Raw genomic sequence first — 13,787 nt, forward strand, 5'->3', positions numbered from 1 at the left:
TTACATTCTATTTTATTAAAAGATTAGGTTTTATCCATCTTTTTCCACAAAGAATTGATTATGAATGCGCTTACGCTGTTATATAGGTATAATAAATTTCTTATTGCTGTTATATAACATATTGTGATACTATCATTTTAGCAGATGGAATAGACAGAAAATTTAAAAGATTAGGAGATGAAAAGATGATTACATTCATAATTTGTATCGCACTATTAATCTTAGGTTATTTTACGTACGGTAAATTCGTTGAAAAAGTATTCGGGTCCAATCCAAGTCGTCCAACTCCAGCATATGTGAATGCAGATGGAGTAGATTATGTTCCAATGACTACCAATAAAAATTCATTGATTCAATTATTGAATATTGCTGGAACAGGTCCAGTATTCGGTCCAATTGCGGGTGCTCTTTATGGTCCAGTAGCATTTGTATGGATTGTTGTAGGGTGTATTTTTGCCGGTGCTGTTCATGATTATTTAACTGGGATGATTTCAATTCGTAACAAAGGAGCTCACCTTCCTGAACTGGCTTCCAAATTTTTAGGGAATTTCATGAAACACGTTGTAAACGTTTTCGCACTTTTATTACTCATTTTAGTTGGTACAGTGTTTGTTACTTCCCCAGCGATGTTAATTAGCAATTTGTTAGATGGACAAGTTGCACTTGGAATGATTGTTGCAGTTATTTTTATCTATTATATCCTTGCAACATTACTACCAGTTGATAAAATTATCGGTCGCCTTTACCCATGGTTTGGAGCAGTTTTAGTAATCTCAGCTGTTGGTATCGGAATCGGGTTAATTGTAACAGGAGCACCCATTCCAGAATTAACATTTGAAAATATGCATCCAGGTAGTTTACCTATTTTCCCATTAATCTTCTTTACGATTACATGTGGGGCATTATCTGGTTTCCATGCAACACAAACACCAATTATTTCTCGTACAACGCAAAATGAAAAGCAAGGTCGTAAAATTTTCTACGGTATGATGATTGCTGAAGGTATTATCGCGATGATTTGGGCTGCAGCTTCTATGAGCTTATTCGGCGGTTATGGTGGCTTACAAGAATTATTAGCTGCTGGAGGTCCTGCTGCTGTTGTTAGCCAAGTTTCATTATTAATGATGGGTACAATTGGTGGTACACTGGCTGTTATTGGGGTTATCGTTTTACCAATCACTTCTGGTGATACTGCATTCCGTGCAGCACGTATGATTATTGCAGATTATTTCAAATTCGCTCAAGTTAAATTATTGAGCCGTTTATGGATTGCAATTCCATTATTTGTAATTTCCTTCTTATTAACAAGAATTGATTTTAATATCTTATGGCGCTATTTCTCATGGGCAAACGGTGTAACTGCTGTTATTGCACTTTGGGTAGGCGCAATGTATTTATTCATTGCAAAGAAAAATCACTGGATCGCTACAGTTCCAGCTACATTTATGACTTCTATGTGTTTCGTGTATATCTTATATGAACCAACAATGGGATTCGGCATTCCTCTGACTGCTTCCTACGTTGGTGGTGCAGTTCTAACAGCTGCAATTGTCGCGGCATTCTTCATTGGAGGATTTAAACAACGCGGCACTTCATTCTTGCTTGAAGAGGATGTTTCTGGTTTTCAACATGTGAAATAATTAAATTGAAATAGCCGAGTTCGGAATTTTCTGAACTTGGCTATTTATTATTTTCTTACATTCTTTCAATTTGTCTTATACAATTATAACAACACCATCGACAAGTACGAAATTAACTCTAAAGTCGAGCGTTCCTTTATTTGAAACTATATCAGTCGGTGGAGATTCGATATTATCGTTTTCATCAGCATTTTCTTTTTACTTTTCTTATGATGTTCTTATGATGTTTTAAAGTTCTCCTAAAGAAAAAAGGGCCCACAATGGGACCCTTTTTCCAAAGTCTTATTCAAATTTAATCTTACTTTCCGAAGCACCTTTTTTAAATTTCATTTTTTGAACATTTTCAGCTCCGCGAATTTCGATTACATTTGGACCTTCAATTGTTACTTCCTCAATTTCAGTACCTTTAAAGTCTAAAATTGCACCAGGTTGTTCTGGATTAATTGTAATTTTTGTGTTCTTGAATCCATCACCGTGGAATTCTGCATATTGACTTGTAACAAACATATTGTTCAATTTTGCATGAGCAGCTAAATGAATTTCAACACTTGGATCAGTAATAGTGATTTTATTTGCATGATATCTTGGTTCATCTAATTTAATCACTATATCAGCTTTTCCTTCAGATGCCTTCTTAAAATCAATCTGTACCATTACTGGGTCATGGTCACTTGCACGTCCAGCCATATCTGTAAAGTCAGCGTTGATGTGAAGAATATCGATTTCTGTATTTCCAACTAGATTATTTGAAACTAAAATGTGATCTAAAACTTGTGAATTTCCTTGGAATAAATACGTATAACGATCTGGAGCCTCGACTTTATTAATCATATTAGTCATCAGTTCTCCCTCATGGATCTTAAGTGCATCTGAGAATTGGAAGTCATTAAAGTCACCTACAGAAACGACGTTAGCATCAGGATTTTCTGATTTAATGTCTTTAACAAAGTCATACACAATCTTCGCAATTTCCTTACGCTGTGCTTCACTTTCGTAAACAGGCGGTTGTGTTGAACCGAATAAAGGAGTATCTCCGGACTTAGAGTTCCAGTGGTTTACAATTACAATCACTTCTTCACCTTGGAAGTTGAATTGTGCTGCTAAAGGTTTACGACTGCTATTAAACGCTGGATTTGTTGGGTCAATTCGACCAGGATTCAATGTTAATGAACCATCTTCATATTCAACAGATGTAGTTGCATCACCAACCGGTATAACATTTCCGTTTCCATCCTTCGATAAACTTACACGTTCTGGATTAAACAAGATTCCGACACGTATATTCGCATTTGGTGCGCCACCGTCTTTATTATTTTCTGGATCGATGTTCACGTACTCATATCTAGGTCCACCTGCATCGACAATCGCTTGAATTAAACGTTCATAACTTTCATTTGCCGCTGAATCACCCGCTAATTGTCCATTATTATCCTGCACTTCTGTTACACCGATAATATCAGGACTTTGCATATCTTTAACAAAAGCTCTTGCTAGTTTTTGAGCTTTATCGTTTGACGTTTCTTTCGTGTTATTTGAGAAGTTTTCTAAATTATAAGATGCGATTGTTAATTTCTTTTCATCTTTTACAATTGTAGTCGTCTCAGGTTTAGCTTCACCCTTCACGAATGCAGCTTGCATATCTTCTAAATCAACATATATTTTATAGTTTTGGAATCCATAATTCACGACACCTTGGATTGTACCAACGAATTTATCACCAGTTGCTACTTCAAAATCTCTAGCTGCGTTGTTATCGTACATTTTAAATTGAATCCGGTCCGCATTTGCATTATTCTCTTCAAATAATACACCGCCGTGAATTGTGTTTGTCTCTCTATTCTCAAGCACTGTAATTAAATCTCCGTGTTCTTGAGGAGCAACAGCTTTCACTGAACCTACTTCCACTAACATACCTTCAAGGCTTTCCCAGAAATCGATCGCATCTTCTTGTGGATCAAATTGTGAGAATCCATCGTTATCAATAACATTACTCGGTAAATTTGAGCTTGTTATGATAAATGGTTGAGGAAGATTAACCTTTGCTTCAACAACTTTGACAACTCCACCACGATCATCACGGGCATTAATTTGAGTGACAGGTAAATCCGTATCACGCTTCGTATCATCATATCCATCAATATGATATTCATCTACTGTTCCAGTTACACTTACAAGATTACCAACTTGAACTGTTGCTTTATTTCCTGTATAAACTATGATACCCTCGGATGTTTTTGCGTTCCCATCCTTTTTATCGTCTGGTGTTTGCATTGTGAAGTAGTTCCCACTACCGATTTTGTAAGTATACGTTACAATACCTTCAACATTTTCTACTACTTTTCCTTTAAACGGTGAATTGTGTCCTACCCCTTGGATATCATGAATTTGAATGTCTTCCACTTCGTAAACAGTGTAAGTAAATTCACTCACCCCGCTACTCGAGAGTCCATCTTTCACCGCAATTGCTTTTATAGTGGTATCTTCATCAATAATAATCGGCCCTTCGTATGATTGACCCTTCTCAACAGTTGGTACAGTACCGTCAGTTGTATAATAAATTTGAGCACCTACTGTTGATGTAGATAAAATTATTTTAGTTCCAGCAAGAATTGTTCCAGATGGATGGGAAGCATAAACTTTTTGAACTGTCGTTGCATCTTCAACAATATCCCCTTGTCCACGTGGGATAATTTGATAGTCTTGATCAAATTGCTGGATGATCCCTGTGATTGAATCGTACGTTGTTCCAACAGACAAGTTTAATGTACCGGTTTCATCACGAATTAAAAATTCAGTTCCATCTTCTGCTTTTGCAGTATAATTAGCCCAGCCGCTGCCTTTATTCACATCGATTAGCTCGATATTTTTAACAATTGCTAATTTGGATTCATTCTCTTCGTTTATTTCTACTCCATTAAGCTCTTTAGGCTCAGGTATATCTGCTGTTGTTTTTTGTTCTACTTTTGCAGAATCTAATTGTAGTAGTCCTCTATAATCTTGTAATGAACCACTTACAATAATTTCATCGCCAATTTCAACATTTAAAGAAGTTGGTCGCACTGCGATTGCCGCAGTTGAGTCTTGAATATGGATTGTATTTTTCAGTTTCGCAGCAACAATACCCTTTACAGTCGCACTACCAGTTCCCTGCGTACGCGCCTCAGTAATAGTAATCACATTAGGTGTTTCCGGGTCAACAGGTCCACCCGGATTTCCATCGCTCAAGTGTTTACCTAGATCCGTAAAGTTATCTTTTCCTAAACCGGTCCATTCAACTTCAGGAACAAATGCATCGTATGGATTTGTATCACCAGTTAGGACTTTACTATTTCTAATTAACGTGTTATCAATTGTTTTTACTGTAGTTCCCCAACTAGTACCAGGATCTACTCCAACTTGTCCAAATGAATCAATGACTGTATCCCCTTTCTTTAAGACAAGGGTATCGTCACCGTTAAAATTAATTACAGTGTTATTCTCTAAATCTCCTACTGCTTTAATAGCTTCAACTGCCTGGCTGTTATATAGAACATAAACATCACCATTCTCTAACGTCCCTGATAATGTCACCGCTTGACTTACTGTAGATGCACCATTCGAATAAATTTCTAATGTGTAATTACTTAAATCAATAGCTTTTCCTGTTCCATTATAAATTTCTATCGCCTTATTAAAACTACTACCCTCAATATACTCTGAAATAATAAGATCCGTTGCTATTGTTTCCGCATTCGCTGTACCTGGTACGACTGGAACAGCAACACTCGCCACTAAACTAGTAGATAAAAATGTATTTATGGATTTCCTCCATGTTTTTCTACTCATTCTATTAATCTCCTTTTCAATTGAATTTTTTATTTTATTTTCAGTTAAATCGTACTAAAAATTTATTAATTCCCTATTAAGCAATGTAAATTATTTGTAAATACACTTTATTCTGTTAGGAAATGTTAAAACCTTCTTTATAAATCATAAAAATGGATTAAACCTAAAATTTGATTCAAATTCATTAGATTGGAGAAATCTTTTTAGGAATAAAATCTTGCCTGTAAATTACAAAGTCCTATCCTCATCCATCTAAAATTCTGGATAAAAAGACCTTTAAATTTTTAACAATTATTCACAAACAAATTTCACCTCTATACTGGTTTTAATTGACATTTATGATTATATTTTTAATCATCCATTTATATTCCGCATACAAAAAAGCTGTCCTCCCTAGAGTTCAGCCCTCATATCAATATTAAAAATAATCCACAAATGTTGGAATTCCCACAGGCAAAATATCTTCTAAAACGGCAATGATTTCTTTATTTCCCTGCAAACGTTCAATTTTCTCTAAATATTTCGGTCGTTTATAACCTAGCAGCATTGTTACAAGAGTTTGAATGGTTAGATGAACAGTGATTGCTTCATCGACATCAGTCACTTTCTTAATCGTCACTTTACCAGCAACTGATTCAATATCAAAGGTACCATTATTCCACTCAACTAAACGATCCTTTACAACAAATCGTATATGGAAGTCAGGCTCATCAAATGGGTATCGTTCTACAAATTTTTCCACATCGACAATACGAGCCATAAAATAAGGCGATACTTTTTGAATAATTTCGCTATCTTCTAATAAAAATGCGACTGGTTCATTTCCTGTTGTCTTTCCATAAACATTGTAGACCATGGATGTATGGGCAGACACGAAATTCCAAATCCCTTTCCGAGATTCTTCTGTTAAATAGATAATTTCATCTATATAAAAATTTTCTTCCATAATCCTGTAATACATATAGGCTTGAGGAACATCATCTTCATCATAATAAACAGCCGCCTGCAACTCGACATCTGTATCGACAAATTTTTCTTCCCAATAATCTTCATGGAATTTTTCATTCCATGCAATAGAGTTACGAATCATCGCTCCATGAGTACGCTTCGCAAATCGGTCATATACACTTATGAGATCTTCACTTCTTGTATCTACCCTTTTTATTTTCCCAGGTACTTCTTTATAGTTCGGAAATTGTGTATCTTTCACTTGGAATTCCACAATATCACTCATGATTTCCCAACCTTTTTTCCGATAATAAGGAATGGAAAACGGGAATAAGTACGAAATGTAACGTCCTTCTTCACGCATGATCTTTAAAGATTCTTTAATTAGTTGATTCATAAGTCCATGCTTAGAATATTCCGGGTAGGTACCAATTGCTGTTATTCCTCCCATTTCATAAGGAACACCATAGATATTTACTTGGAATGGTAAATTTAAAATTTGCGAGACCAGTTGATCACCATCAAACCATCCAAGGGCGTGCCCCTCATTAAACTGTCGACTTTTTTCACTTACAAAACTTCGATCTTTTTTTATAGACATTGACATCTGGAAAACATAGTTAAGCAAGTCGATGGACTGTACCATTTCATCCATACGAATTTCTCTCATTATCAGTCCTTTACGTTGACTCATTGTTTCACCTCAACTGTTGCACCAGTTAGTATTTTAAAGCGCAAAAATAATCGCTTGTTTCTCTTAGTACGTTTATATATACAGTTTATCATTTTTTCTACATTTTAACGGATTTCCTAACTACATCCTATCCAGAATATCTTCACAAACAAAAAAGCCTTCACTAATGTCTAGCAAGGCTTTCTTAAATTCATATTAATTTCTTTAATTTACACACTTCTTATATCACTTTCTTATTTGAACTATAAAGGGTTGCTTTTTTTTGAATCGCGCCTCGAAATACTCGATCCACATAGGTTTTTAAATGGCCATTTTCTTCATCAACACTAATGGTCATATATTGCCAGTTAGGGATTTTCAACGCTTGAATACATCCCATATTTAATAATTGAGTACTATTTTGAGCATTACGGAATTCTTCCCTTAAAAATATTGATTTCACATGTATTACATGTTCCTTAACCCGTTGTATTAAAAACCATCCAATTACCTGATGACCAGCTCTAACTCCCAAGCTAAACTTCTCATATTTTTCTGAATGAGCAAATGGAGATTGTTTTTTCGGGTACCAATTCCCTTCTCCCTCTAATAGCTCCACTTGATTCTTAGTAGGTAACAGCCCCCACTCGAAAAACTCAAGATCATTGTTACTGCGAAAATGTTTATTATTCCTAACAATAGTGGTTAGTTGACTTCTAAGTAAAGTATAGTGAATTGTGCTAGGGTGTAGTGAGGTCCAACTGTTTTTCCGAAGCAGTCCATCTATATAATAAAAATAATCATTTTTATCTCCAATATATTCAAATTGAATATGACGAATATGTTCAACTCTTGCTATATCTTCTAATAAATAGAAAAACATTTCTTCAAGACCGGTGTGTTTATTCCAATCACTAACAACCAAATATTTAATTTTCATTGAGGAAGTAGATTTATATTTCTTTGAAATAATAAGCCCTGCATACTCATTTTCACTTCTAGCTCCGAGAATTGTAAATTGTGACGGTGACTTCTCAATCATTTTTAGGAAATTTGATGGGATATGAGTTTGATAGAAAGTAGGATTTGTCATATAGTTTTCAATTGTAATTTTCAATTACAGATCCCCCTTTGGTAAGGCAACCATAATGCTTACTTAAGATAAATATTTGCAATATCTTCTAATCCCCATATACTCAACTACCTAACATCAAATTCGTTGGCAAACTGAAAGCAAATTATCATTGATGTATCGTATGATTTTTAAATTGCGATTACGACAAAAATACATTCCCAATTCAAATAAAAAAGTAAGAACTCAAATCGAGAGCGGATAACCCTTTGATAAAATTGCGGAAATATCGACAGGGTAATGGACTCTGGTTAATCAAAACGAATCTTAAAATCAAAAAAGCTACTACGAAGAATTGATAGATTCCAATTCAACGTAATAGCTTGATTAGTTAATCGTCTTATTAAAAATTTTCGCTAATTTTATTAAAGGTCTGTAATTTTTTCCTGCTAGTCCGATAATCTCTACGAATAATTCCAGTGCAACTAATATTACAGTAACAAGTAATATTGCTCCCCAAATCTTAGCCATTGAGAAGATGATTGCAAATAAACCAAACATCGCAGCAATTCCATAAATAATTAATACCGTTTGTCTATGTGAGAAACCAATATCAATTAAACGATGATGTAAGTGTGATTTATCTGGATCAGACCATCTTTGTCCATTGCGTAAACGACGGACGATAGCAAAGAATGTATCCGAAATAGGTACACCTAACATAATTACAGGAATGATGAATGATACAACAGTGACGTTTTTAAAACCAAGTAATGATAAGACCGCGATCATGAAACCAAGGAATAAAGCTCCTGTGTCCCCCATGAAAATTTTTGCAGGATGGAAATTGAAAAATAAAAACCCAAGTGTGCTAAATGCAAGTAATGCAGCCACAGCAAGTACAAATGGATTATTCCCCATGATAAACGCCATCGTTGATAATGTAATCAAGGCAATTGTGGAAACGCCTGCAGCCAGACCATCCAACCCATCAATTAAATTAATGGCATTTGTAATACCAACAATCCAAAGAATTGTTAATGGAATACTTAATAATCCAAAATCCATTTCCCCACCAAATGGTAAGTTAATCATATCAATTTGAATATCACCGTAGAACACAATAATTAAAGCTGCCACTAACTGGCCTAACATTTTTGCTTTTGCTGAGATCTCGTACATATCATCTAAAATACCAGTTATAATAATGATTGTTGCAGCAAGAACAATTGCAATTGTATACTCGCTTTCTGGTCGCAGAATCACTAGCCCTATAACAAAGGAAAGATATATAGCTAAACCACCTAATCGTGGCATAATCCGCGAATGAACTTTACGATGATTTGGAGCATCTACAGCCCCAATTTTAAATGCTAGTCGTTTAACAAGTGGAGTAAGTAATATTGACGCGATAAACGCCACTAACAAAGACACATAAATCATGTCTGTCCTCCTTAAATCAATTTATATGTACGATAAACCTTGCTTATTATATCACGAATAATTTAGAAAAAGTAGCTTTTCTCTATAATTAACATAATTCTGTAAATATATTCTAGTAGCTTATTATTAATTGCAATATGCTGGTAACAATATTTACATAACTGTTACTCTCTTCACTTTAGTTTTCCCTTCCGACAAGTAGTCATACCACCAAAAGTTTGATAGAATAACTAAGTGTCTACCATTTATAGTTAGACAATATAAAGGAGCGTAACCTAGATGTTTTCATTTTTTAATCGAAATAAAGAAAAAACTTCCTATCGCGAACTAAAACGATACTATAAAATCGTCAATCAAATAAATGAATTAGAAGCTACATATTCTCCAATGTCAGATCTTGAGTTAAAAGAGATGACAACTAAATTTAAAGAACGTATTCAAAACGGAGAAACGATTGTTGACATAATTCCAGATGCATTTGCAGTAGTAAGAGAAGCTGCAAAACGTGTTTTAAACATGCGTCCTTACGACGTGCAATTAATAGGTGGTCTTGTCCTAACAGAAGGAAACATATCTGAAATGGCTACAGGTGAAGGTAAAACATTAGTTGCTTCACTACCTACATACGTTCGTGCACTTGAAGGAAAAGGTGTCCACGTTATCACCGTAAATGATTACTTAGCAAAACGTGACTATGACTTAATTGGACAAATCCACCGTTTCCTTGGGCTCACTGTTGGTCTGAATTTACCAATGATGGAACAAAATTTGAAAAAAGAAGCTTATAATGCGGATATTACATATGGAGTCGGAACTGAATTTGGATTCGACTATTTGCGTGATAATATGGCTCATGCCATGAAAGACAAAGTTCAAAGACCATATCATTTTGCCATTATTGACGAAGTCGACTCGGTTTTAATTGACGAAGCAAAAACACCATTAATCATTGCTGGGAAAATGCCTTCAAATGAAAACCTACACCGTATTGCTGCAAAACTTGCTAAACGCTTCAAAATAGATGAAGACTATGATTTTGATGATGAAACGAAAGCGACTTCGCTAACGGAACAAGGAATTGAGAAGGTTGAAGCTGCATTTGGTGTTGACAATCTTTACGATTTAGATCACCAAACACTATATCATTATGTCATTCAAGCAGTTCGTGCCCACGTAATGTTTAAAAAAGATGTAGATTATATTGTCAAAGATGACAAAATTGCATTAGTGGACATGTTCACGGGACGTATTATGGAAGGTCGTACATTATCGGATGGGTTACATCAAGCAATTGAAGCAAAAGAAGGCGTAACAATTACCGAAGAAAATAAATCTCAAGCTCAAATTACAATTCAAAACTATTTCCGAATGTACCCTAAACTTGCAGGGATGACAGGAACAGCAAAAACACAAGAAAAGGAATTCCTAGAAGTTTACGGAATGCGTGTTATTCAAATACCTACAAATAAACCTCGCATTCGTATCGATCAGCCAGATATTATCTTTGAAACAACTGAAGCAAAATACAATTATGTTGCAGAAGAAGCAAAAAGACGATATGAAAAAGGTCAACCAGTTCTTATTGGTACTACATCCATTTTACAATCAGAAACAGTAGCGAGATATCTTGATGAAAAAGGCCTCCCTTATCAACTATTAAATGCGAAAACAGTTGAACAAGAGGTCGAGTTAATCTCACAAGCAGGTCAAAAAGGCCGTATCACAGTAGCAACAAACATGGCTGGCCGTGGTACAGATATTATGCTAGGTGAAGGTGTAGCTGAACTTGGTGGACTTTATGTATTAGGTACAGAAAAACACGAAAGCCGTCGTATTGATAACCAACTAAGAGGACGTTCAGGACGTCAAGGTGACCCTGGGGAAAGTCGTTTCATTTTATCGCTAGAAGATGACATGTTCCGTCGATTTGCAAAAGACGAACTTGAAAAATTCAAAAAGAAAATGGTTGTTGATGAAACGAATCGTGTAACAAATAAAGATGTTCAAGAACTAATTGACCGTACACAACGAATTGTAGAAGGCGCTCACTTCTCAATGCGTGAATATAACTTGAAACTAGACGACGTTATTAATGATCAACGTCGAGTGATCTATACATTGCGTGATAGCATTTTACAAGAAAGCAACTTTATCGAACATTTAATTAAAATGCTAAATGAAACAGTGGACTTTGCAATTCGAGATAACGCTCCTGAAGAACTTAGCCCAATTGATTGGGATTTCAAGAAAATGGAGCAAAGCGTGAATTCCCTATTCTTAACTCCTGTTAGTATTAACAACGAAGAAACAAAAGTAAATCGTATTTTAGAATCAGTTCAGCCATCAATTGAAGAGCTAACAGAATTTATCGAAAGCTTTAAAGATAACAATGAAATTATGGCTCTTATTCCAAGAGTAATGTTAAGCTTTATAGATAGTATGTGGGTAAAACATTTAGAGCAAATGGCACATTTAAAAGAAGGTATTGGCTTACGTCAATATCAACAAGAAGATCCTATGCGTATTTATCAACGAGAAGGATTGGAGCTATTCGGCAGAAACTACCAAGAACTTCGTCGTAACACTGTGATTGAGATTGTGAAATTCATGAAGAAAATAAAAAGTATGCAGGAGGAACAATAATGGGTTTATTTGATCTATTTAAAAAGACCGATAAAGTCGGTAAAGACAGTACAATTGAGTCAAATGAAATAACAGGTAGTGTTGAAGAGTCAGGTAACTCTACAGAGGTTATTACAAAGCTTTCTTATCATCCTGAATGGGATGTTCCACAAGAGCAAAAATACATTTTTAACTTTTTAGCAAACGAACTTGAACCGTTAAAACCAAACCAACTTTCTCTTGCTGCTATTGACATTGATGTGGACCCAGCAAACGGAGCATGGCATGTAAAAGCATTTCTGCGTAGCTCTTTACCAAAGGCAATTGAGCTAGGAGAAATGGGACTATTCCTACTTGATAAAGATGGAAAAGTAATTGGTTCTAAAACATTTGACCTGAAGGCTCTTGGTTCGATCCCAGCAGAAAGTGCACGCCCATGGGTTTTCACTTTTGAAAAGAATACAATCCAAGCAGATGAATTACCTGAAGAAGGTTGGAAAATTGCCTTTAATTTAATTTCATTACGTGGCCATCAATTAGATTTAGATGATTCATGGAAAAGTAAATTATCTGAAGATCAAATTAAACAATTAGAAAACATCGTGAAAGATCTACCTAAGCTTGGTAAAACGGAAGTAAACTTTACTGGATTCCAAATAAAATTACTTGATGATAATGGCTTAGCTGTTTCAATTTTATTACGCAATGGTAGCGAAAAATCTGTGAATATAGAGCAATTACCACTTGAGATTTTTGATGCAAATCAAAAGCAAATTGCTAAGGGCTATTTTAAATTAGAACCTGCTTTATCAGTAAAACCAAACTCAACAAAACCTTGGACATTCGTTTTCCCGAAAGAAATGGTGAATGCTGAAGGTGCAGATTTAAGTAAATGGACTCCACGAGTAGCACAATAATAAAAAGTGTAGAAAAACAAATTGTTTTTCTACATTTTTTTTGTTGTTACTTTTTTATTGACCTTAAGAAGCTGATTCATTCGTCGTGCCAGTAGTTGTCTGCAAAATCTCACCTACATTTGCAATACGTTTAGCACCAACATAACGTGAACCCCAATATTTCGGATCGTTTAAATCTGTAATACTGACACCTTTATAACTTTGTGAATGAATGAATTTACTCTCCCCATAGTAAATGCCTACATGGGAAACGCTTTTGCCTTTACCAGTTGTATTAAAGAAGACAAGATCACCTGGTTGCAACTCATCTTTTGCTACAGCTTCACCAACTTGATATTGCATGCTCGAAGTTCGTGGAAGATTAATTCCCAAATCTGTAAAGACCTTCATTACGTATCCAGAACAATCAAACCCTCTCGTTGTCGTCCCTCCCCAACGATATGGGGTATTTAAATATTGTTTAGCTGTTTCTCTAAATTCTTCGGAAGTAAAATCAAATTCCTCCGCACTTGCTTCAGTTTCGAAATTTAATAGGAAAATTAAAATGATGCTAGTGATGATCGTACATAAAATATATTTTGATGTGATCCGATGCTTCATAGAAACCTCCAAAAATTAACATTTAAATTTGTCACTAGTTGTATCAT

8 protein-coding genes are annotated in these 13,787 nt (G+C 35.1%); 3 read left to right on the top strand and 5 right to left on the bottom strand.

What is annotated here, in order from left to right:
* Nucleotides 1-185: 185 nt before the first annotated feature.
* Nucleotides 186-1,640, top strand: coding sequence for a carbon starvation protein A (locus ACOQFO_RS07715; RefSeq protein ID WP_421689106.1), 1,455 nt, complete (start codon nucleotides 186-188; stop codon nucleotides 1,638-1,640).
* A gap of 282 nt (nucleotides 1,641-1,922) precedes the next feature.
* Here the strand turns inward: ACOQFO_RS07715 and ACOQFO_RS07720 are convergent, their stop codons facing one another.
* The 4 genes from ACOQFO_RS07720 to ACOQFO_RS07735 all read right to left on the bottom strand — a co-directional run bounded on the left by ACOQFO_RS07720 (nucleotide 1,923) and on the right by ACOQFO_RS07735 (nucleotide 9,601).
* Complete coding sequence (locus ACOQFO_RS07720; RefSeq protein WP_421689107.1) at nucleotides 1,923-5,465, bottom strand: chitobiase/beta-hexosaminidase C-terminal domain-containing protein; 3,543 nt, start codon at nucleotides 5,463-5,465, stop codon at nucleotides 1,923-1,925.
* Between the two features lie 418 nt (nucleotides 5,466-5,883).
* On the bottom strand, nucleotides 5,884-7,107 hold the full coding sequence (locus ACOQFO_RS07725; protein ID WP_421689108.1) for a GNAT family N-acetyltransferase: 1,224 nt from the start codon (nucleotides 7,105-7,107) through the stop codon (nucleotides 5,884-5,886).
* 220 nt (nucleotides 7,108-7,327) lie between these two features.
* Nucleotides 7,328-8,203: a hypothetical protein gene (locus tag ACOQFO_RS07730; protein ID WP_421689109.1), complete on the bottom strand. Its 876-nt coding sequence runs from the start codon at nucleotides 8,201-8,203 to the stop codon at nucleotides 7,328-7,330.
* A 342-nt stretch (nucleotides 8,204-8,545) separates the two neighbouring features.
* A complete protein-coding gene (locus tag ACOQFO_RS07735; protein WP_421689110.1) occupies nucleotides 8,546-9,601 on the bottom strand; it encodes a glycosyltransferase family 4 protein in 1,056 nt (351 codons plus the stop codon).
* Nucleotides 9,602-9,880: 279 nt separating this feature from the next.
* On the opposite strand from ACOQFO_RS07735, the gene secA2 reads away from it, so the two are divergent.
* Both secA2 and ACOQFO_RS07745 read left to right on the top strand, forming a co-directional pair.
* On the top strand, nucleotides 9,881-12,244 hold the full coding sequence (gene secA2 / locus ACOQFO_RS07740) for an accessory Sec system translocase SecA2 (protein ID WP_421689111.1): 2,364 nt from the start codon (nucleotides 9,881-9,883) through the stop codon (nucleotides 12,242-12,244).
* The gene (locus ACOQFO_RS07745; RefSeq protein WP_421689112.1) at nucleotides 12,244-13,140 is read left to right on the top strand and encodes an accessory Sec system S-layer assembly protein; all 897 of its coding nucleotides are present in this window, start codon (nucleotides 12,244-12,246) and stop codon (nucleotides 13,138-13,140) included. Before secA2 ends, ACOQFO_RS07745 begins: the two co-directional genes overlap by 1 nt.
* Nucleotides 13,141-13,203: 63 nt before the next feature.
* Here ACOQFO_RS07745 and ACOQFO_RS07750 read toward each other — a convergent pair whose 3' ends face one another.
* Nucleotides 13,204-13,740: a C40 family peptidase gene (locus tag ACOQFO_RS07750; RefSeq protein ID WP_421689113.1), complete on the bottom strand. Its 537-nt coding sequence runs from the start codon at nucleotides 13,738-13,740 to the stop codon at nucleotides 13,204-13,206.
* Nucleotides 13,741-13,787 lie beyond the last annotated feature (47 nt).

This window comes from Ureibacillus sp. MALMAid1270, from assembly GCF_049202975.1.
Classification (GTDB): domain Bacteria; phylum Bacillota; class Bacilli; order Bacillales_A; family Planococcaceae; genus Ureibacillus.